Source organism: Mesorhizobium sp. WSM1497 (genome assembly GCF_001672455.2).
Classification (GTDB): domain Bacteria; phylum Pseudomonadota; class Alphaproteobacteria; order Rhizobiales; family Rhizobiaceae; genus Mesorhizobium; species Mesorhizobium ciceri.
Window position 1 is genome coordinate 2,830,133 of the sequence record NZ_CP021070.1, and the last position, 19,553, is coordinate 2,849,685.

A 19,553-nucleotide genomic window follows, 5' to 3' on the forward strand; every position below is an offset into this window, starting at 1 on the left:
TGTGGATGATGAACCTCGCCGAATATCGCAAACGACCGTCCAGCCTCGCCGACTACCTGCCCTGGGCAGCCCTTGTTGCACCGGGCGTGGTGCTCAACAAGGATGGCAGCTTCCAGAGAACTGCCCGCTTCCGCGGTCCCGATCTGGATTCCGCCACGCCGGCGGAACTGGTCGGCACAACCGCCCGGCTGAACGGCGCGCTCCGCCGTCTCGGCTCGGGCTGGGCGATCTTCGTCGAAGCGCAGCGCAATCCCGCCACCAGCTATCCCGACAGCCGGTTCCCGGATTCTGCATCTGCGCTTCTCGACATCGAGCGGCGCGAGCAGTTCGAGAATGAGGTCGGTCAGGGATCGTTGCAGTGGAGCGGTCGCCAGCCGGACGGAGAGCTGTTCGAGAGCAGCTATTTTCTCACCTTCGTCTGGCTGCCGCCGGCAGAGGACGTCTCGCGGATGGAGAACTGGCTTTACGAAGGCCGGGAAAAGAGCGGCGTCGATCCCCGGGAACTGCTGAAAAGCTTCGTCGACCGTACCGATCGTGTGCTGGATCTGTTCGAAGGCTTTGTTCCGGAAGCTGCATGGCTCGATGACGGCGAGACACTGACCTACCTGCACTCGACAGTCTCGACCAGGCGTCATCGTGTCCGTGTTCCGGAAACACCGATGCATCTCGATGCACTTCTGGTCGACCAGCCGCTTGCCGGTGGACTGGAGCCGCGACTGGGCGACATCCATCTGCGCACGCTGACCATCATCGGGTTTCCGACCACAACCTTTCCGGGGATCCTCGACGATCTCAATCCGCTTGCTTTCCCCTACCGCTGGTCGACGCGGGCGATCCTGCTCGACAAGACCGATGCGACCAGGCTGCTGACGAAGATCCGCCGCCAGTGGTTCGCAAAACGGAAGTCCGTCGCCGCGATCCTCAAGGAGGTGATGACCAATGAGGCATCCCTGCTCGTCGACACCGACGCGGCCAACAAGGCAGCCGATGCGGACGCGGCCCTGCAGGACCTCGGCTCCGACCAGATCGGCCAGGCTTACGTCACGGCGACACTGACGGTGTGGGATGCCGATCCGTCGATCGCAGACGAGAAACTTCGGCTGGTCGAGAAAGTGATCCAGGGGCGCGATTTCACGTGCATCGCCGAGAGGGTCAACGCCATCGAAGCCTGGCTCGGCAGCATTCCCGGTCACGTCTATGCGAATGTCCGCCAGCCGCCACTATCGACGCTGAATCTGGCTCATATGATCCCGCTATCGGCAGTCTGGGCGGGACCCGTCGAGGATGACCATTTTCGTGCACCGCCGCTGTTCTTCGCCAGGACAGAAGGCGCGACGCCGTTCCGCTTCAGCCTGCATGTCGGCGATGTCGGTCACACCCTTGTCGTGGGTCCGACGGGTGCGGGCAAGTCGGTCCTGCTGGCACTTATGGCCCTGCAGTTCCGGCGCTACGGGAACAGCCAGATTTTTGCATTCGACTTTGGTGGCTCGATCCGCGCGGCTATGCTCGCTATGGAGGGCGACTGGCACAATCTCGGCAGCAGTGCGCCGAACGGGCACGGAGCGGACGATCCGCTTGCCCTTTTGACCCTGGCGGATCTGCCGGACGACATCGACGCAATTTCGCTGCAGCCGCTTGGCCGCATCCACCACGTTCCGGAGCGTGCCTGGGCAGCCGACTGGCTTGTCGACATTCTTCTGCGCGAAGGCGTCCCCGTGACGCCGGAGGTGAAGGAACATCTCTGGTCAGCACTGACATCACTGGCCAGCGCTCCGGTTCAGGAGCGGACGCTGACCGGCCTGACCGTGCTGCTCCAGTCCTCGCCGCTGAAGCAGGCGCTGCGGCCCTACTGCATCGGCGGTCCCTATGGACGGCTCCTCGATGCCGAGCACGAACGTCTTGGTGACACATCCGTACAGGCGTTCGAGACCGAAGGGCTGATCGGCACCGGTGCGGCACCGGCCGTGCTTGCCTATCTCTTTCACCGCATCGAACAGCGAATGGATGGCCGGCCGACACTGCTGATCATCGACGAGGGCTGGCTGGCGCTCGATGACGGCGGCTTTGCCGATCAGTTGCGTGAATGGCTGAAGACGCTGAGGAAGAAGAACGCTTCCGTCATCTTCGCCACGCAGTCGCTCTCCGACATCGACGGCAGCAGGATCGCGCCGGCCATCGTTGAAAGCTGCCCGACACGGCTGTTCCTGCCCAACGAGCGCGCGATCGAGCCACAGATCACAGCGATCTATCGCCGGTTCGGGCTCAACGACCGCCAGATCGAGATCGTCGCCCGCGCGACGCCGAAGCGCGACTATTACTGTCAGTCGCGCCGCGGCAACCGCCTGTTTGAGCTGGGGCTCGGTCCGGTTGCGCTGGCACTGTGCGCCGCGTCGTCGAGGTCCGATCAGACAGCGATCGACCGGATTGTTGCTGAGTCCGGCCGAGAACATTTCCTGGAGTCCTGGCTTGCGAACCGCGGTCTCTCCTGGGCGGCCGATCTCATTCCCGATCTCACCAATATCATCGACCAATCCGCCAAGGAGATCTTGTCATGAATTGCCTCCCAAAGAATCTTCGCCTCCGCCACATGACAGCTGCGAGCGTCATCGCCATGGCAGTCAGCCTGTCGTCGCAGCCGGCATCGGCGTTCATCGTTTTTGACCCGACCAACTACAGCCAGAATCTGCTGCAGGCAGCACGCGCGCTGGAGCAGATCCGGAACCAGATCACCTCGCTTCAGAACGAGGCCCAGATGCTGATCAACCAGGCGAAAAACCTGACCTCGCTGCCAACCTCGCTGCTTGGCCAGATCGAAGGGAATTTCTCGCAGATGAAAACCCTGCTCGGCGAGGCCGACAGGCTCGCCTACAGCGTCCAGGATATCGAGAGCCAATTCACTTCGACCTACGAGAATATTGGTTCGGACCTTTCCAGCCAGCAGCTTGTCGATGGCGCGCGTGAACGCTGGCAGACCTCGGTGTCGGCGTTCGAGCATTCGGTGAAAGCAGGAGCCGTCGCTGTCGACAATATCGAGGGGACGCAACAACAGACGAGCGCGCTGGTCGGCGTCAGCCAGTCGGCCGTCGGTGTGCTGCAGGCGACTCAGGCCGGCAACCAGCTTCTCGCGGTGCAGGCAAAACAGGTCGCCGATCTCACCGCAATGCTGGCGGCGCAGGGACGGGCTGCCGCTCTGGAACAGGCAAGGACGGCCGCCGCACAGGAGCAGGCGCGTGAACAGTTCAGCCGCTTCATGACGGGCAGTGGCTACAGCCCGTCATCCGTGAAGATGTTTCACGACTGAGGCTGGTCATCATGGATTTTAGAATCGCCGCCCGGATGACAGCCGTTCTCGCCCTTGGCGCCGCCATGACCGCCGCCTTCATGGTGCTGCGCGGCGACGGCTCGCAGGACGCGTCCCCCCCGCGCTCCGCACATCCGGGCGGCGAGCCGGCAACGGTCGAACTTGCGCGATGCCGGGACATCGGAGTGGCCGCGATTGCTGACGAGGCCTGCAGGAAGGCCTGGGCGGAAAGCCGCCGGCGTTTCCTGCAGTCGCCACAGCACGTTTATGCGGATCCCCCGGTTGGCAAGGACCAGAGCCGGCTTCTGCCTGTTCAGCCATCGACCTCACCGGGTACGGAAGACCAACACCGACAGAGCACGGTGGCGCCATGAACGACACCGGCGTCATCGACCGCTTCCTGGAGACCTTTACCCGCTACATCGATTCCGGCTTTGGCCTGCTTGGTGGGGAAGTCGCGTTCCTCACCTCCACCCTGATCGTCATCGACATCACGCTCGCCGGACTGTTCTGGGCCTGGGGGGCGGACGAGGACCTGCTGCACAGGCTGGTGAAGAAAACCCTCTATATCGGCTTCTTCGCCTTCATCATCGGCAACTTCAACCGTCTCGCGGGCATTATCTTCGAGAGTTTCTCGGGGCTGGGCCTGAAGGCAGGAGGATCCGCACTTTCGGGCTCGGCACTCCTGCAGCCGGGACGTGTTGCGCAGGTCGGCATCGACGCCGGCAATCCGATCCTCGAAGCCGCCAGCCAGCTGATGGGCTACGTCTCCTTCTTCGAGAATTTTGTCCAGATCGCAGTGCTGATGATCGCCTGGGCAATCGTGCTGATCGCCTTCTTCATCCTCGCCGTCCAGATCTTCGTCACATTGATCGAGTTCAAGCTGACGACACTTGCCGGCTTCGTGCTGATCCCCTTCGCACTGTTCAGCAGGACTGCCTTCCTCGCCGAGAAAGTGCTCGGCAACATCGTCGCCTCCGGCGTGAAGATCCTCGTGCTCGCCGTCATCGTCGGCATCGGCTCGGGTCTGTTTGGCGAGTTCACCCGCGGCTTCGGCGCCGAACAGCCCACGATCACGGATGCGCTGTCGCTTGTGCTGGGCGCCCTCTCGCTGATGGGCCTGTCGATCTTCGGTCCCGGCATCGCGACGGGCCTCGTTTCCGGAGCACCGCAGCTCGGTGCAGGCGCTGCCGTGGGCACCAGTCTTGGAGCCATCGGCCTGGGTGCTGCCGGTGCCATGGGCGTCCGCGCCGGATTGGGTGGCGGCGCGAGTGCGATCAGTGCCGGAGGGCGCATGTCAGCAGCCGCTGCCCGTGGCGGCGCGCATCTTGCCAGCAGTACCTCGACCGCCTGGGGACTTGCCGCTGCAACATCCGGACAGAGCGGCGCAGGCTCGATTGCCGCCGGCATGGCGGGTGTTGCAAGGGCCGGCGCTGGTGCCGCTGTCCAGCCGGTGAAGCAGGCGATGTCGCGGGCGGCGTCAGCCCTGTCTTCCAGCCAGCAGGCCGGCCGCTCGGCCGCATGGACTGCGACCGGTGGGGAGCAGCCATCGGGAGTGGCTGCTTCAGGGCGTAGTTCTGGCGGCGAAGCCAGTGCGGGATCTCCGCCGGAATGGGCCAACCGCATGAAGCGCGGCCAGACCATGAGCCATGGCGCCAGCATGGCCGCGCATTCCGTCCGCTCCGGCGACCATGGCGGCGGCTCGATGAATGTTTCCCTCAGTCAGGATGATCGCCGATGAACCTCTTCAGACGTCCTTCCGTCCGTTATGGCAAGGCACCGCAGCCAGAAACGCCCTACCAGCGTGCTGCGCAGGTCTGGGACGAGCGCATCGGCTCGGCGCGCGTCCAGGCGAAAAACTGGCGGCTGATGGCCTTCGGTTCCCTCATGCTGGCAGGCGGTTTCGCATCCGCTTTGGTCTGGCAGTCGACGCGTGGCTCCGTGGTTCCATGGGTCGTTCAGGTTGACAGGCTCGGCGAAGCGCAGGTTGTCGCCTCCGCCGTGGCCGGTTACAGGCCGACAGATCCGCAGATCGCATGGCATCTCGCCCGCTTCATCGAGCAGGTGAGAAGCATCCCGGACGATCCGGTCATCGTCCGCCAGAACTGGCTGCGCGCCTACGACTACACGACCGACCGCGGCGCCGTCTCCCTGAACGACTACGCCCGGCTGAATGACCCTTTTGCCAGGGTCGGGAAGATCCAGATCGCGGTCGAGGTCTCCAGCGTCATCCGGGCTTCGCCGGACTCGTTCCGTGTTGCCTGGACCGAGCGCCGTTACGAGAACGGCAGCCTGGCCAGCACCGAGCGCTGGACCGCCATCCTCACCATCGTCATTCAGCAGCCCCGCGACGCCGACCGGCTGAAGGCCAATCCGCTCGGCGTCTACGTCAATGCCATCAACTGGTCGAAGGAGCTTTCATGATGTCTGCGGCACGAACGCGCAAGACGACGAGACAGACCACCCGCGGCATCACAAGGGTACGTTTGCTTGGGCTGGTATTGCTGTCGGCGACGGCGCTCCCCGGCTGTGCCTCGAAAAAATACATCCCGCCAGAGATCCGGTATGACGATGCGGTCCCCGCCGTGCAGAAACTCGACCCGCCCGGTCCGGTGAAGGTGGTGGAACTGCCGAAACCGCTTCCGCTCCCGGGTCAGCTGAAGCCGGTCGGGATCAGCAGGGCCAAGCCCGAGCCGGCCGATCCCAGACAGCGGATCAGCCAGGCCAATGAGGCCGCACGCATGCAGCCGGTCCGCGACGGCTTTATCAACGCGATCCAGCTCTATCCCTGGAGCGATGGCGCGCTCTACCAGATCTATACCGCGCCCGGTCAGGTCACCGACATCGCGCTGCAGCCGGGTGAACAGCTCGTCGGCTCCGGACCAGTTGCCGCCGGCGACACCGTGCGCTGGATCATCGGCGACACGCAGAGCGGGTCAGGGGAACGGCTGCAGGTCCACATCCTCGTCAAGCCGACACGGCCCGACCTTCAGACCAACCTTGTCATCAACAGCGACCGGCGCACCTATCATCTGGAGCTGCGGTCGACCGAAAAAACCTACATGGCGTCGGTGTCCTGGCAGTATCCGCAGGACCAGCTCATCGCGCTGCGGCGCCAGAACGCGCAGGCTTCCGCAGCGCAGCCGGTCGCTGCCGGCGTCGACATCCAGAAGCTCAACTTCCGCTATCGCATCGAGGGTGACGCGGCACCCTGGAAGCCGCTGCGTGCGTTCGACGATGGCGCAAAGGTCTATATCGAGTTCCCGTCGGGCATTGGCCAGGGAGACATGCCGCCGCTGTTCGTCATCAGCCCGTCAGGGGGCTCCGAACTGGTCAACTACCGCGCCCGGCAGAACTATTATGTCGTCGACCGCCTGTTCGCTGCGGCCGAGCTGAGGCTCGGCGACAGGACGAGCGAGAAGCGCGTCCGCATCGTGCGCACCGACGGGACCCGGCCGCAGCGTAGCGCGGGACTGTTTCGATGAGCGACGCTGTGACTGGCTCGAGCCGGGACATCCGGGCTGAACTGCGTCTGCGCCCGGAGCCTGCCAGAGTGACGCGCCTTTCGCGCAAGGTGCTGATCGGTCTTGGCGGGGTCGCTGGTGTCGCCATCCTCGGCACACTGGTGTGGGCACTCGATACCAGCCGGCGCGGCAACGGGCAGCCGTCCGAACTCTTCACCACTGAAAACCGCTCGACCGCCGACGGGCTGCAGACACTGCCGAAGGACTACACCGGCGTTCCGAAACTCGGGCCCGCGCTGCCTGGCGATCTCGGCCGGCCGATCCTGCGTGCGCAGGAGCAGGGCAGGCCTGTCATTGCTCCCGCGATCAGCTCGCCCCGCGCTGATCCGGAAGAACAGCGCCGCCTCGCAGAGATCGAGGCTGCGCGCATGGCAAAACTCTTTGCCGACACCAGTGCGCGGACAGATCCGGGGCGACAGGGTGTCGCCGCAGGCGACAGCGCGGCGGGCCCTGCGTCCGGCCTGACTTCGCCGTCCGGGCTTCCGTCGGCCGTGGACCACAAGCTCGCCTTCGTCAGTGCCGAACCGGATCGCCGCACCGTCAGCCCCGATCGGCTCGCCGAAAAGGCCTCGCCCTATGTCGTGCAGGCCGGCACGGTCATTCCGGCTGCTCTCATCACCGGGATCCGTTCCGACCTTCCCGGTCAGATCACCGCTCAGGTCACCGAAAATGTCTACGATAGCCCGACAGGATCGTACCTCCTGATACCGCAGGGCGCGAAGCTCATCGGCCAGTACGACAGCCAGGTCGCCTTCGGCCAGTCCCGTGTGCTGCTGGTCTGGAACAGGCTGATCTTGCCTGATGGCACCTCCATCGTGCTCGAGCGCCAGCAGGGCGCAGATTCCCAGGGTTTTTCCGGACTTGAAGACGAGGTCGACCATCACTGGGGTCAGCTGTTTCGCGCCGCTGCGCTTTCGACGTTGCTGGGTGTCGGCAGCAGCCTCGGTTCCAGCGACGGCGAGAGTGACATCGCCAAGGCGATCCGCGAAAGCACACAGAATTCGATGGGCAATGTTGGCCAGCAGATCGTCGGCCGCCAGCTCGATGTCCAGCCAACGCTGACGATACGCCCTGGATTTCCGGTTCGCGTGATCGTCAATCGCGACCTTGTGCTGGCGCCGTACGGAAGGGACCCGTCGTGACGAAGCTGAAGCTCTCTGCAATTCCCGATGATCGGCCAGTCAAGATCACGGTCGAACTTCCCGCCGCCGTTCATCGCGATCTTGTCGCCTACGCCGAAGTGCTGGGCCGCGAGACGGGACAGACGGTCGCCGATCCGGCAAAACTGATCGCTCCGATGCTGGCCCGGTTCATGATGACGGACAGGGCGTTCAGCACGGCCCGGCGCAATACCAGGTCAAGGTGAGCGCGCCGCGCCGCGTTTCGTCTCCACAAGGCGGAGGCTGACATCCGGCCTGCTTCGAATGACATCAGTAACTGCATCCAGAATCTCGGTGGCATGCAGGGGCGCCTCCAGACCGGTCGCCGGGCTGCCGCCTTGCACGTCCCGGGCCGTCCGGACCATGGTGAGTGTCCCGTCGAGGTCGGCCAGAACGCGACGGAGGTTGCGCAGGAGTCCCGCGCCGGCCAGGGTTGGCCGGACACCGCCGGAATGACGTTCGAAAAGAGCGGTGCCAAGCGAGTGCTCAAGGTCTCGGATGCGTCGGCTGAGAGCGGAATGGTGGATCCCCAAGCGTCGGGAAGCGGCGAGAAAGCTGCCTTCCTCAGCGATGACAAGTGCGCAGTCAAGCGTGACGAGCTGGACGCGTCGCCGCATCACGCTTCCCCTAGGGAGTCGCTTTCCGCATTTCGTATAATCTGGCGAGCGTCCGCTCGTCGAACTTCGCGGTGACTGCGACCGCCTCTTCGCCGCTGATTACCTGAGGCAGCCCAAGGGGCGTCACCCTGAAATGAAACTGCACAAGCCGAAGGAGCCAGAGCGGATTCATCTCGATGATGATTGTATCCACGCCGTTGTGGAGGCCCCACTCGACGATACCACCAAGCAGCGCGTTCGCCACCGGGCTCAGCATGCGGCCGCGCTCGCGATGGCCGGCCTCGACGCAGTAGCGTGTCCACTCCCAGATATTCGGACCAACCGGCCGCTCACCTTCGCAGAGGGAGGAGAGCACCTCGGACAGCAGATGTGGCCGTGTCGACGGCAGCAGCCGCTGGTAGCCGATGACATGATTATCGTCCTCGATGAAGAGCATGTGAACGGCGTATTCGTTGTCGAACCGGTCGATCTCCTGACCGTCCTCACGTCGCAGTTCCGACCAGCCTCTCTCCTCCACAAACACCTTGTGGCGAAGGCGGAAGGCCTGTTGCATTTCCTCGCGATAGAGGTCGACATTTTCGTTTGTCACGATGTGCAGCATCGGTTGTCCTTCGGGATTGAGGTCAACCTGCAGTCTGCCGGCCTCATTCCCGTTCGGGCATCACGCGATTCCGTGGGTCAGGCTATGAGACCGAGCCTGAATGCTTCGGCCACGGCGTGCACGGTGTTCTGTACGCCCAGTCTCTCTCGTGCGGCGCGCAGATGACTGTCGGCGGTATGGCTGCTGATCCCGAGGCGATCGGCAATGGCCTCGACAGACAGTCCCAGGGAAGCCCATTGCAGGACGTCGTTCTGGCGAGGTGAAAGGCCGATCCTCCTTGTCTGCCCGTTTTCTTCGGCCAGAATTACTGCTTTTCCAAAAGCATATGCAGCGATGAGGAGGAACGCGTCCTGTTCGCCGGGCGGCAGTTCAAGTCTTTCGCCGGCAATGGATAGCCCGACCCGCTGCCGCTCGAGAGTCAGGAAAGAAAACGTCAGACCTTCACGCAGTCCGAATTCGGCTGCCTCGTCCATGATGCGGCGGCCGCCGGGCCAGTCGCCAAGGCTGCCGATTTCGCGCCACGAAAATGGCTGACTTCCCTGCGCGACGAGCCGGATGGTCGGATCACGATAGAGATAGCCTTTCGAGAAGTAGCGATCCGTCCATTCAGCCGGCCAGTGATCCAGCAGCACATGGGACAGCTGCTCACGGCGTGAGGCGCTGGGGGGCGGGATGATGCCGGCAAGGATACTGGTCGTGCCGAAACGTCCGGCGAACGAGAGAAGCGCCGCGCCGACGTCCTTCGCCGTCTTGCTGCGCTGGATGTCCAGCATGAAAGCATAGGTTTCATCGAGCGTGCGCCGCCAGTTTCTTGTTGTGCCGTTCGACCAGGCTGGTCTCGAGCGGCTTGGCAGCATTGTCCCATCCCTCACAGGCGTCAAAACGCTCCCCGACGATCGAGTGTAGTGTAGGATATTATGAATGTCGACATTCGAATAGGTCGATTCATGATTGACAAATGTCGACATTATGATTTTCATACACCGACGCCACAAGAGCGACGGTTCATTCAGGAAAAGGGGAATGCCATGGAGAAGCGCAGTTTGGTCGGCCTGATACTCGGTGCCTTGATGATGGCTGGAACCGGGGGTGCAGCGGCAGCGGAAATCACGATTACGTGCGGCGTGGCCGGGACGGAATTTGACCTGTGCAAGAGCGGCGCCGAGGCATGGGCAAAGAAAACCGGCAATACAATCCGCGCACTTCGAAACGTCGAGGATGCCAGCGAACTGTACGGGCTTTTTCAGCAGCAGCTGACCTCCCGGTCAGGCGAGGTCGATGTGTATATGCTCAACAACATATGGCCGGGAGCGCTGGCCAGACACTTCATCGACCTGAAGCCATACACGAAGGGAAGCGAGGCCGAGCACTATCCCAATGTCCTGGCCGACTATCTGGTCGGCGGCAAACTCGTCGGGCTTCCCTGGTATAATGATGTGGGCGTCCTCTACTACCGCAAGGATCTGCTCGAAAAATACGGCAAAGAGGTTCCAAAAACCTGGGAGGAGCTGACGCAGACGGCGCAGTCCATCATGGATGCCGAACATGCCGCCGGCAATGACAAGCTCTGGGGTTTCGTTTTCCAGGCCAAGGCATATGAAGGCCTCTCCTGCAACGCGATCGAATGGATCGATGCTTTCGGCGGCGGCACCGTCATCGACCGCAAGGGAAAGATCACCATCAACAACGCGAACGCCGCAAAGGCGCTTTCGCTCGCTGCGAGCTGGGTCGGCAAGATCTCGCCCGAAGGTGTGCTTGGCTACGCGGAGGAGGAGACGCGCGGCATCTTCCAGACTGGCAACGCCGTGTTCCTGCGCAACTGGCCCTACGTCTGGGCGCTGGCCAGCAGCGATGACAGTCCGGTCAAGGGCAAGTTCGGGGTTGCAGCTCTGCCGCGTGGAGACGTCGAGGGTGGCAAGCCCACTGGCAATATCGGAGGCTGGGGCCTCGGTGTGTCCGAGTACTCCGGCAACAGGGAACTCGCGGTCGATCTCGTCCTCTATCTGACCGGCGCCGCCGAGCAGAAACGCCGCGCGATCTCCAATTCCTTCCTGCCTACGCGACCTGCCCTGTTCGAGGATGCGGATATCCTGAAGGCCGTTCCCCTGTTCGCGAGCATTGGCCCGATCGTCCAGAACGGTGTGGCGTTGCCCTCGACTGTTACAGGCGCGAAGTACAACCAGGTGTCGGCGGCTTTCTGGGAGAGCGTCCATGCAGTCCTGGAGGGAAGCGAGACTCCCGAGGACGCGCTGCCGGAACTGGAGGCAACGCTTTCGAAGATAGGCCGGGGAGGGTGGTGATGTCGGCAGGCGCAGTCTCGCTGGAGAGACGACGTGTCCGGACCGCGTGGATATTCCTGTCGCCTGCTATCGCCGTCTTTGCGGCGGTAGCAGCGTGGCCGCTGTTCCGCACGATCTGGCTCGGCCTGACGGACGCCGGCCTTGGAGCGGAAACAAGCGGCCAGTTTGTCGGCTTCTCGAACTTTCTTGCGCATGACGGGAGCGGCTGGTCGGGACTGCTTGTGGATCGTGACTGGTGGCGCGCCGTGTACAACACGGTGACCTTTGCGGGCATTTCGGTTGTGCTTGAGACCGTTATCGGATTCGCGCTGGCGCTGCTCATCGATCGCGAGTTTCCGGGACGCGGACTGCTGAGGGCCGCGATCCTGATCCCGTGGGCAATCCCGACGATTGTCGCGGCCAGGCTGTGGGGCTGGATGCTCAACGACCAGTACGGCGTCGTCAATCACGTGCTTCTGATGTCCGGCGCCATTCATGAACCTGTCGCCTGGATTGCCAATCCCGCCATCGCCTACTGGACCGTGATCATCGCCGATGTCTGGAAGGAAACGCCTTACATGACGCTGCTCATACTGGCAGGACTGCAGATGCTGCCGAGGGACTGCTTTGAGGCAGCACGCATCGACGGCGCCGGGCCGTGGACAATCTTCACGCGGATCACCCTTCCATTGATCTGGCCAGCCCTGATCGTCGCCGTCACGTTTCGGGCACTCGATGCATTGCGCGTGTTCGACGTCATCTACGTCCTCACCTCAAACAACAAGCGCGTCATGTCGATGTCGATGTTCGCACGCCGCGAGCTGATTGATTTTCAGCTGGCAGGCTACGGTTCGGCTGCTGCAACCCTCCTGTTCCTGACGATTGCGGCAATGACGGTCATGTTCCTGACCGCGACCAGGTCGAGCACTGTGGGGAGACTGTCATGAGGGCGGTTCTACGCAAGACAGGCCTCTATGCGCTCGTGCTCCTCGCGGCATTCTATGTACTGTTCCCGTTCTACTACGCGATCGTGTCGTCGCTGAAATCCGGCGCCGACCTGTTCGTAGCCGAGCTCTGGCCGAGCCATGTTGGACTGTCGAACTTTGTCGCAGTGCTCGCGGATGGCCAGTTCCTGCGCAACATCCTGAATTCGTTCATCGTAGCATCTGCTGTGACTGCGGTGTCCCTCTTTGTCGCACTCGGCGCGGCCTTCGCTCTGGGCCGCATCCGGTTCCGCGGGCGCGATACGGTGATGCTGGCAATCCTGTCTGTATCAATGTTCCCGCAGGTCGCGGTGCTGGCCGGTCTGTTCGAGCTCATCCGAGGGCTCGGCCTCTACAATTCTCTGGGCGGGCTTGTGATGTCGAACCTCATCCTGACCCTCCCGTTCACGGTCTGGGTCCTGACGTCCTTCATGCGCGAACTGCCGGTTGAGCTCGAAGAAGCAGCCTATGTCGACGGCGCTACGCCGTTCATCGTTCTCACGCGCGTCCTGCTGCCGTTAATGACGCCGGCGCTGGTGACGACGGGCCTGCTGACCTTCATTGCGTCCTGGAATGAATTCCTGTTCGCACTGACATTCACGCTGACGGACGATGTCCGCACCGTGCCTGTCGCAATCGCCACCATGAACGCCAACAGCCACTACGAACTGCCATGGGGGAAAATCATGGCGGCTTCGGTGGTGGTGACGGCTCCGGTGGTCCTCCTCGTGCTCGTTTTTCAAAGGCGCATCGTGTCCGGCCTCGTGGCGGGCGCCGTAAAAGGCTGATCTGAAAGGAAATCTGAAATGACAAAGAACGGCTTGGCTCCGGGGCGTGACGTAGTCGTCCGGGACTGGTGGAGGGGCGCCACCATCTACATGGTCTATATCCGCAGCTTCATGGATGGAAACGGCGACGGCGTTGGCGACCTGCCGGGGCTGCTGGAACAGGCGGACTACATCGCGTCGCTGGGTGTGGACGCGGTCTGGATTTCCCCCTTCTTCGTCTCTCCGATGAAGGATTTTGGCTACGACGTCGCGCACTTCACCGATGTGGATCCTGTCTTCGGGACGCTGGCTGATTTTGACGCCGTCGTCGCCCGCTTCCACAGGCTCGGCGTGAAGGTCCTGCTCGATATGGTCGTCAGCCACACCTCGGACCAGCATCCCTGGTTCGGCGAGAGCAGGGCCGATCGAACCAACCCGAGAGCGGACTGGTATGTCTGGGCCGACGCGAAGCCGGATGGCTCGCCACCGAACAACTGGCTGTCCGTTTTCGGGGGTTCGGCGTGGCAGTGGGATCCCCGTCGGGGGCAATACTACCTGCACAACTTCCTGCGCTCGCAGCCCGATCTGAACTACCACAACCCGAGCGTCCCCAAGGCAACGCTCGCCGCTTTCGAGTTCTGGCTCAGGCGCGGTGTCGACGGGTTTCGCCTCGACACGGCCGACTACTATTTTCATGACAGGGAGCTGCGGGACAATCCGGCGATTCCGGACGGGTTTTCCGGTTCGACCGCACCGCGCAGCAATCCCTATGCGATGCAGCTTCACAGCTATCAGAAAATGCGGCCGGAAAACCTTGGTTTTCTGGAACAGCTGCGTGCGCTGATGAAGCTGTACGGGGACGCAGTCCTGATCGGTGAACTGCCTGTCGATCAGGATGAACCCCAGTGGACCCGGTCCTATACGAGCCAGGACCGGCTTCACACCGCCTATACGTTCAGGCTGGTTGCCACGACCTCGCCCGATGAGGTCCGGAACATTGTCTCGAAGATGGAAGAGGGTATCGGCGACGGCTGGCACGCGTGGGCTCTTTCGAGCCTCGATGTCAGGCGTGTTCTCTCGCGCTGGCAGATCGGTGACCCCGACCGTGCAGCGCCACTGCTGATGGCATTGCTGGCCTGCCTGCGCGGGACCGCTCTCTACTATCAGGGCGAGGAGCTCGGGTTTTCTGAATCGGAAATCGCCTTCGACCAGCTGCAGGATCCTTATGGCATCGAGTTCTGGCCGACTTTCAAGGGACGTGACGGCTGCCGGACGCCGATTGCCTGGACGTCCAGGGGACAGTTCGGAGGCTTCTCGGAGGTCAGGCCATGGCTGCCTGTCGACGCGGCGCAGGTCGCGCGTTCGGTGGAAAGCCAGGAAGGCGATCCGGAGTCGAGTCTCAACCGGGTGAGGCAGTTTCTTGCCTGGAGGAAAGAACACCCGGCTCTGCGATGGGGAAGTGTCCGCTTCCTCGACGCACCACAGGCTGTGCTCTCACTGATCCGGGAGGCCGGCGACGATGTCGTGGCCGCGGTGTTCAATCTCGGCAGTGAACCAGTCGAGTTCGATGCTCCGGAACTGGCGGTTTCCAGTCTCCTTGCCGGCCACGGTTTCACCGGCTCTGCCAACAGGGGACGAATCCGTCTGGGTGCACTTGACGCCGTGTTCCTGAGCCTCGCTCCCGCCGCCCAGGCATAGGCCGCGAGCTCGCGGCGCCCGTCCAGACCCCTGCAAGGAAGGCAGTGCAAATGACAGTTCACGATGATGAATGGTGGCGTTCGGCCGTCATCTACATGGTCTATATCCGCAGCTTCAGGGACGGCAACGGCGACGGCATAGGCGATCTGCCGGGCCTTCTCGGGGGGGTCGACTACATCGCGTCACTGGGTGTCGACGCGGTCTGGATCTCGCCCTTCTTCAGATCTCCGATGAAGGATTTTGGCTACGACGTCGCAGACTATCGCGACGTCGATCCGATCTTCGGAACCATGGCCGACTTCGACGCAGTGCTGGCCGCGTTTCATGCGCGCAACATCAGGGTTCTGCTTGATCTTGTCGTCAGCCATACGTCGGACCAGCATGACTGGTTCCGGGAAAGCCGCGTCAGCCGTTCCAGCCCGAGGGCGGACTGGTATGTGTGGGCCGACCCCAGGCCCGACGGATCGCCACCCTCGAACTGGTTGTCGCTTTTCGGCGGCTCGGCCTGGCAGTGGGAGCCACAGCGCGGACAGTACTATCTGCACAATTTCCTGCGCTCGCAGCCCGACCTTAACTACCACACAGAAGACGTCCAGCAGGCGGTGCTGGATGTCTTCGAGTTCTGGCTCAGGCGTGGCGTCGACGGCTTCCGCCTCGATGTCGTGAATTTCTATGTTCATGACCGTCATCTGCGGGACAATCCGCCGGTTCCGGCCGATGCCGATCTCTCGACGGTTCCGGTCAGCAATCCCTATGGCCACCAGCTTCATCTCCACGACAAGAACCAGCCCGAAAACCTGGTTTTCCTGTCGCGGCTGCGGGCACTGATGCGTCGCTACGGTGACGCGTTCCTGCTCGGCGAACTCGGCGTGGACGAGGATGTTCCCGAATGGACGCGGCGCTACACGCAAGCCGGCGAGCGGCTCCACACGGCCTATACCTTTGAACTTCTGGCAGCGAAGGAGGCCGATCCCGTCCATATCCGCCAGGTGGTCTCGGCGATGGATCGCGGCATGGGTGATGGCTGGACAGCATGGTCGCTCTCCAATCTCGACAATCCGCGCGTTGTTTCGCGCTGGCATGCCGAAGACTGTCCCGACCGGGCCGCGCCGCTCTTCATCGCGCTTCTTGCCACCTTCCGGGGCACGACCTGCCTGTATCAGGGCGAGGAACTCGGTTTCGAGGATGCACCCGTTGCATTCGAGGATCTGCAGGATGCGTACGGTCTGGAATTCTGGCCGGTCTACACGGGACGGGACGGCTGCCGGACCCCGATGGCCTGGACTTCGCAGGCGCCATTCGGAGGCTTCTCGAAGCATAGTCCCTGGCTGCCCGTCGATCCGCGCCATATCGCCCGCTCGGTCGAGCGCCAGGGAGAATCTGCAGGTTCGAGCCTGAACAGGTTGCGGCGTTTCCTGTCCTGGCGGCAGGCGCAACCGGAATTTCATGTGGGATCAATGAGGTTCCTGGATGTTCCGGCTCCGCTGTTGGCGGTGGCACGCGAGACCGAGCACGGTTCGCTGATCGGCATATTCAATCTCGGTCCTGCGGGGGTCGAACTGACGCTGGCCGGTCTGGCTGGCGCGAAGGCGGCGGCGGGACACGGCTTTTCAGGGCATTTCGAGCAGGGTCGGGTACAGCTCGACGGGTATGACGCGACCTATCTGCGCGTTGGTCGACAAGGAGATCTGACTGATGGCCAGGGTTGAGCTGAACAACATCGGAAAAGCCTATGGAGCCGCGCGCGTCATCGACGATGTGAGTTTTACGGTCGAGGACGGTGAGTTCGTCGTCTTTGTCGGGCCCTCCGGCTGTGGCAAGTCGACACTGCTGCGCCTCATCGCCGGCCTCGATGATCCATCCGGCGGTGATATTCTCATTGCGGGAGATCGAGTGAACGACAGGCTGCCGCGCGAGCGGGGGATCGCGATGGTGTTCCAGTCCTATGCGCTCTACCCCCACATGACCGTATCGAAGAACATGGCGTTTGGACTGGAGCTCGCCGGGACCGACAAGGCAACGATCGAGGCGCGCGTGAACAGGGCCGCCGGGATCCTCGATCTTGCGCCGCTCATGGACCGGCTACCCAAACAGCTGTCGGGTGGGCAGCGCCAGCGCGTGGCGATCGGCAGGGCGATCGTGCGCGAACCAAAGGTCTTTCTTTTCGACGAACCCCTGTCCAATCTCGACGCGGCCCTGCGCGTCCAGATGCGCATCGAGATCGCCAAGCTTCATGCGCGCCTTGGCGCCACAACCATCTATGTTACGCACGATCAGGTCGAGGCGATGACGCTTGCCTCCAAGATAGTCGTCCTCAACGGCGGACGGGTCGAGCAGGTGGGGGCGCCGCTCGAGCTTTATGACTCGCCGGCCAACATGTTTGTTGCAGCCTTCATCGGCTCCCCGAAGATGAACTTCATTGATGCGGAGGTCATTGAACGTGGGGACGCCTCGGTTGGGCTGCGCCTGCCTGGCGGGAAGCAGATCGTCCTGCAGGCAGGGAAGTCCACCCTGTCACCGAACGAAAAGGTGACACTCGGAATCCGGCCCGAGCACATTTTGCTGAGACCAGGCCCGGCAGCGCAGGACGGTGCAGTCGAATTCGTCGAGGAACTCGGCGACTGTCATCACATCTATGTCCGCTTCGGCGATCAGGCCCTGACGGTTCGCGGCGAAGGCAAGGCGAAATGGCGGCTTGGGAACCCGGTCCAGATGGTCTTTGACCCGGAGCACTGTCACCTTTTCGGGGGAGACGGTCGAGCACTGCCTGGTCACAGTCTTTCGTCAGACGTTGTGCCTGTCGACAATCAGAATTAGAACAGGAGTCGATGCCGGGCGCCAATGGTAGTGCTCCGCGGCGGTATAGTCGAAAGGTCCTTATGTCAGCGCAGGATTTGAGCAAGCGGGATCCGAATTTCCAGGCCAAGACCTTTGCCGATCAGGTCGTCGATGCAGTGTTCGAACAGGCTGCCTCGGGCATTCTTCTTCCGGGAGACCGCGTCCTGGAGGTTGAACTGGCGGCCCAGCTCGGGGTAAGCCGGGCGCCAATTCGCGAAGCCCTGCGCATCCTTGAGACGCAGGGTCTGATCGAGAGCATTCCCTATCGCGGGATGCGTATCTTTGACGTAACGGCGAGCCTCGTGCGCGAGCTCAATGTGGTGCGGCGCGAGCTTGAAGCGCTGGCGATCACCGAGGCCGTTTCGAACGGCACAATGAAACGGCTGATCCCGGAGCTGGCGGAGGTCGTGCGGGCGATGGAGGGTGCTGCCCGGCAGGGCCTGAGGCGCGAGGCGGCCAGGCTCGACGCGCAGTTCCATACCGCCATCATATTCGCTTCCAACAACCGGATCCTGCAAAGTCTGTGGACCACACTGCGGCCGCGGCTGGAGATCATCTTCTCCATTGCGTGCCTGGAACGCGACCTCGGCGGCCTGTGCGAGGAGCACAGGCAACTGCTTGAGGCGCTCAGCGGCACACCATCGAAAAAGCTCAATCTGGCTCTCAGGGACCACATCGTGACCGACAACGTCAGTGTCGACTATGAGGGCATCATTTCCGCCCGTCGCGCCGCGCGCGACAGGAACTGACCAACGGATCTACGGCTGGATCAGGCTGGCCTCGATGCGATAGCGGATGACGCAGGGCGCACCGGGTGAAATATCCACCGCCGTCCTGATGCCGCGCCGGGCGATCGGGTTGTCGGCCAGCGATACGTCTTCCGCGAAGTCGAACGCCGCAGCAACCGGTTCGATCCCGAGGCCGCGGAACCGGCCATTCCAGGGCGCGTCCTGGAGGGCACGATCTCCTATCCAGATCAGGCAGGACGGCAGGACGCTGGTGTCCCAGTCTATCGTGAGCCGCGCTCCGGTATCAAGAAAGTCGACGCAGACCGGCGCTCGAACGCCGCACAGCTGCACGACGTCCTCCACCGGCTGTGCCTTCGGCAGCCGGGTGAGGTCGACCAATCCGCCGGCGCGCGCCGGAACACTGCTCAGCTGACTGAATTCGTGTCCCGGCATCGTCAGCATGGCGTCCGGTGGCACTGTCGCAGGGTAAGTGAGCCCGAAATCGAAATCGGCAGCCAGCCTGAGTTGTCCCGCGGGGCGATCGAGATCGAAAATGGGATGCAGGCCGAGCGGGATGCGACAGGCTCGCCGGCTCTCGACGGTGAAGGTGAGATCGAGCGCGGGAGCATCCGGGTCCGCCTCGATCGATCGCATGACGCGCGCCACCGGAGAGGATGCAGGATAATCCTGGGCCAGCATCAGTCTGCTTTCGTCCCTGGCAAGAACGGACCAGCGCCCGTTTGCCGCGAACCCATGGGGTGGCGAATTGGTTGAGCCCCCGAGAAGGTCACGCCATCCGGTTTCGGCCTGTCCCTCGACAGCGCCGCCGACGCCGAACGGCGCGCAGACGAATTCTCCGCCGAGCCATTGCATGTGGCCTGGCAGGTTCTCATAGGTCCGATCGCCGGCCCAGAACGCGGCTGCGAACGGCGCGAAATCGCTTCCGTCCGGCAGGCGGAAGTGGCAGTTCCAGAGAATGGCGCCGACTGGAAGGACTGTCAGCGATCCATGCTTCCAGTCGAGCTGCCAGGGATCTGTTCCAGCGGGGTTGGTCATT

19 protein-coding genes are annotated in these 19,553 nt (G+C 62.9%); 15 read left to right on the forward strand and 4 right to left on the reverse strand.

Going from position 1 to position 19,553, the window contains the following annotated elements; genetic code table 11:
* Positions 1–5: 5 nt before the first annotated feature.
* The 8 genes from trbE to A9K65_RS13690 are packed head-to-tail and all read left to right on the forward strand — an operon-like array spanning position 6 to position 8,191.
* Entirely contained in the window at positions 6–2,555 is a 2,550-nt protein-coding gene (gene trbE / locus A9K65_RS13655) for a conjugal transfer protein TrbE (RefSeq protein WP_064994724.1), read from the forward strand.
* Between the two features lie 32 nt (positions 2,556–2,587).
* Positions 2,588–3,301 carry a P-type conjugative transfer protein TrbJ gene (trbJ, locus tag A9K65_RS13660; RefSeq protein WP_245322112.1) on the forward strand — a complete coding sequence of 238 codons (714 nt, stop codon included), beginning with the start codon at positions 2,588–2,590 and terminating at the stop codon, positions 3,299–3,301.
* Positions 3,302–3,312: 11 nt separating this feature from the next.
* Positions 3,313–3,675 (forward strand): putative entry exclusion protein TrbK-alt, encoded by a 363-nt coding sequence (gene trbK-alt, locus A9K65_RS13665; RefSeq protein WP_084016040.1) that lies wholly within the window; start codon positions 3,313–3,315, stop codon positions 3,673–3,675.
* Positions 3,672–5,042, forward strand: a complete 1,371-nt coding sequence (trbL, locus tag A9K65_RS13670; protein WP_064994727.1) for a P-type conjugative transfer protein TrbL — start codon at positions 3,672–3,674, stop codon at positions 5,040–5,042. Before trbK-alt ends, trbL begins: the two co-directional genes overlap by 4 nt.
* Positions 5,039–5,725 (forward strand): conjugal transfer protein TrbF, encoded by a 687-nt coding sequence (gene trbF / locus A9K65_RS13675; protein ID WP_064994728.1) that lies wholly within the window; start codon positions 5,039–5,041, stop codon positions 5,723–5,725. The genes trbL and trbF overlap by 4 nt, the downstream gene beginning before the upstream one ends.
* Positions 5,725–6,786 carry a P-type conjugative transfer protein TrbG gene (gene trbG / locus A9K65_RS13680; protein WP_064994800.1) on the forward strand — a complete coding sequence of 354 codons (1,062 nt, stop codon included), beginning with the start codon at positions 5,725–5,727 and terminating at the stop codon, positions 6,784–6,786. Before trbF ends, trbG begins: the two co-directional genes overlap by 1 nt.
* Positions 6,783–7,967 carry a TrbI/VirB10 family protein gene (locus A9K65_RS13685; protein WP_064994729.1) on the forward strand — a complete coding sequence of 395 codons (1,185 nt, stop codon included), beginning with the start codon at positions 6,783–6,785 and terminating at the stop codon, positions 7,965–7,967. The genes trbG and A9K65_RS13685 overlap by 4 nt, the downstream gene beginning before the upstream one ends.
* Positions 7,964–8,191, forward strand: coding sequence for a DUF2274 domain-containing protein (locus A9K65_RS13690; RefSeq protein WP_064994730.1), 228 nt, complete (start codon positions 7,964–7,966; stop codon positions 8,189–8,191). Before A9K65_RS13685 ends, A9K65_RS13690 begins: the two co-directional genes overlap by 4 nt.
* Here A9K65_RS13690 and A9K65_RS13695 read toward each other — a convergent pair.
* From A9K65_RS13695 to A9K65_RS13705, 3 genes are all read right to left on the reverse strand, one after another.
* Complete coding sequence (locus tag A9K65_RS13695; RefSeq protein WP_064994731.1) at positions 8,183–8,602, reverse strand: LysR family transcriptional regulator; 420 nt, start codon at positions 8,600–8,602, stop codon at positions 8,183–8,185. The two genes, A9K65_RS13690 and A9K65_RS13695, sit on opposite strands and share 9 nt — an antisense overlap.
* A 10-nt stretch (positions 8,603–8,612) precedes the next feature.
* Positions 8,613–9,203 (reverse strand): acyl-homoserine-lactone synthase, encoded by a 591-nt coding sequence (locus A9K65_RS13700; protein WP_064994732.1) that lies wholly within the window; start codon positions 9,201–9,203, stop codon positions 8,613–8,615.
* A 77-nt stretch (positions 9,204–9,280) separates the two neighbouring features.
* A complete protein-coding gene (locus A9K65_RS13705) occupies positions 9,281–10,060 on the reverse strand; it encodes a LuxR family transcriptional regulator (protein WP_198327597.1) in 780 nt (259 codons plus the stop codon).
* Positions 10,061–10,120: 60 nt separating this feature from the next.
* Here A9K65_RS13705 and A9K65_RS13710 point away from each other — a divergent pair, with 60 nt between their 5' ends.
* The 7 genes from A9K65_RS13710 to A9K65_RS13740 all read left to right on the forward strand — a co-directional run bounded on the left by A9K65_RS13710 (position 10,121) and on the right by A9K65_RS13740 (position 18,517).
* A complete protein-coding gene (locus tag A9K65_RS13710; protein ID WP_198327599.1) occupies positions 10,121–11,503 on the forward strand; it encodes an ABC transporter substrate-binding protein in 1,383 nt (460 codons plus the stop codon).
* Entirely contained in the window at positions 11,503–12,429 is a 927-nt protein-coding gene (locus tag A9K65_RS13715) for a sugar ABC transporter permease (protein WP_064994734.1), read from the forward strand. The genes A9K65_RS13710 and A9K65_RS13715 overlap by 1 nt, the downstream gene beginning before the upstream one ends.
* On the forward strand, positions 12,426–13,253 hold the full coding sequence (locus A9K65_RS13720) for a carbohydrate ABC transporter permease (protein ID WP_064994735.1): 828 nt from the start codon (positions 12,426–12,428) through the stop codon (positions 13,251–13,253). The genes A9K65_RS13715 and A9K65_RS13720 overlap by 4 nt, the downstream gene beginning before the upstream one ends.
* Before the next feature lie 18 nt (positions 13,254–13,271).
* Positions 13,272–14,930, forward strand: a complete 1,659-nt coding sequence (locus A9K65_RS13725) for an alpha-glucosidase (RefSeq protein ID WP_064994736.1) — start codon at positions 13,272–13,274, stop codon at positions 14,928–14,930.
* 50 nt (positions 14,931–14,980) lie between these two features.
* Positions 14,981–16,639 carry an alpha-amylase family glycosyl hydrolase gene (locus A9K65_RS13730; protein WP_064994737.1) on the forward strand — a complete coding sequence of 553 codons (1,659 nt, stop codon included), beginning with the start codon at positions 14,981–14,983 and terminating at the stop codon, positions 16,637–16,639.
* Entirely contained in the window at positions 16,626–17,747 is a 1,122-nt protein-coding gene (gene ugpC, locus A9K65_RS13735) for a sn-glycerol-3-phosphate ABC transporter ATP-binding protein UgpC (protein WP_064994738.1), read from the forward strand. The genes A9K65_RS13730 and ugpC overlap by 14 nt, the downstream gene beginning before the upstream one ends.
* A 62-nt stretch (positions 17,748–17,809) precedes the next feature.
* Positions 17,810–18,517 carry a GntR family transcriptional regulator gene (locus A9K65_RS13740; RefSeq protein WP_064994739.1) on the forward strand — a complete coding sequence of 236 codons (708 nt, stop codon included), beginning with the start codon at positions 17,810–17,812 and terminating at the stop codon, positions 18,515–18,517.
* Positions 18,518–18,526: 9 nt separating this feature from the next.
* Here A9K65_RS13740 and A9K65_RS13745 read toward each other — a convergent pair whose 3' ends face one another.
* On the reverse strand, positions 18,527–19,552 hold the full coding sequence (locus tag A9K65_RS13745) for a hypothetical protein (protein ID WP_064994740.1): 1,026 nt from the start codon (positions 19,550–19,552) through the stop codon (positions 18,527–18,529).
* Position 19,553 lies beyond the last annotated feature (1 nt).

Coding starts and splice junctions, on each gene's coding strand:
- trbE (WP_064994724.1), top strand. CDS start 6: ATGATGAACCTCGCCGAATATCGCAAACGACCGTCCAGCCTCGCCGAC.
- trbJ (WP_245322112.1), top strand. CDS start 2,588: ATGACAGCTGCGAGCGTCATCGCCATGGCAGTCAGCCTGTCGTCGCAG.
- trbK-alt (WP_084016040.1), top strand. CDS start 3,313: ATGGATTTTAGAATCGCCGCCCGGATGACAGCCGTTCTCGCCCTTGGC.
- trbL (WP_064994727.1), top strand. CDS start 3,672: ATGAACGACACCGGCGTCATCGACCGCTTCCTGGAGACCTTTACCCGC.
- trbF (WP_064994728.1), top strand. CDS start 5,039: ATGAACCTCTTCAGACGTCCTTCCGTCCGTTATGGCAAGGCACCGCAG.
- trbG (WP_064994800.1), top strand. CDS start 5,725: ATGTCTGCGGCACGAACGCGCAAGACGACGAGACAGACCACCCGCGGC.
- A9K65_RS13685 (WP_064994729.1), top strand. CDS start 6,783: ATGAGCGACGCTGTGACTGGCTCGAGCCGGGACATCCGGGCTGAACTG.
- A9K65_RS13695 (WP_064994731.1), bottom strand. CDS start 8,602: ATGCGGCGACGCGTCCAGCTCGTCACGCTTGACTGCGCACTTGTCATC.
- A9K65_RS13700 (WP_064994732.1), bottom strand. CDS start 9,203: ATGCTGCACATCGTGACAAACGAAAATGTCGACCTCTATCGCGAGGAA.
- A9K65_RS13705 (WP_198327597.1), bottom strand. CDS start 10,060: ATGCTGCCAAGCCGCTCGAGACCAGCCTGGTCGAACGGCACAACAAGA.
- A9K65_RS13710 (WP_198327599.1), top strand. CDS start 10,121: ATGAATGTCGACATTCGAATAGGTCGATTCATGATTGACAAATGTCGA.
- A9K65_RS13715 (WP_064994734.1), top strand. CDS start 11,503: ATGTCGGCAGGCGCAGTCTCGCTGGAGAGACGACGTGTCCGGACCGCG.
- A9K65_RS13720 (WP_064994735.1), top strand. CDS start 12,426: ATGAGGGCGGTTCTACGCAAGACAGGCCTCTATGCGCTCGTGCTCCTC.
- A9K65_RS13725 (WP_064994736.1), top strand. CDS start 13,272: ATGACAAAGAACGGCTTGGCTCCGGGGCGTGACGTAGTCGTCCGGGAC.
- A9K65_RS13730 (WP_064994737.1), top strand. CDS start 14,981: ATGACAGTTCACGATGATGAATGGTGGCGTTCGGCCGTCATCTACATG.
- ugpC (WP_064994738.1), top strand. CDS start 16,626: ATGGCCAGGGTTGAGCTGAACAACATCGGAAAAGCCTATGGAGCCGCG.
- A9K65_RS13740 (WP_064994739.1), top strand. CDS start 17,810: ATGTCAGCGCAGGATTTGAGCAAGCGGGATCCGAATTTCCAGGCCAAG.
- A9K65_RS13745 (WP_064994740.1), bottom strand. CDS start 19,552: ATGACCAACCCCGCTGGAACAGATCCCTGGCAGCTCGACTGGAAGCAT.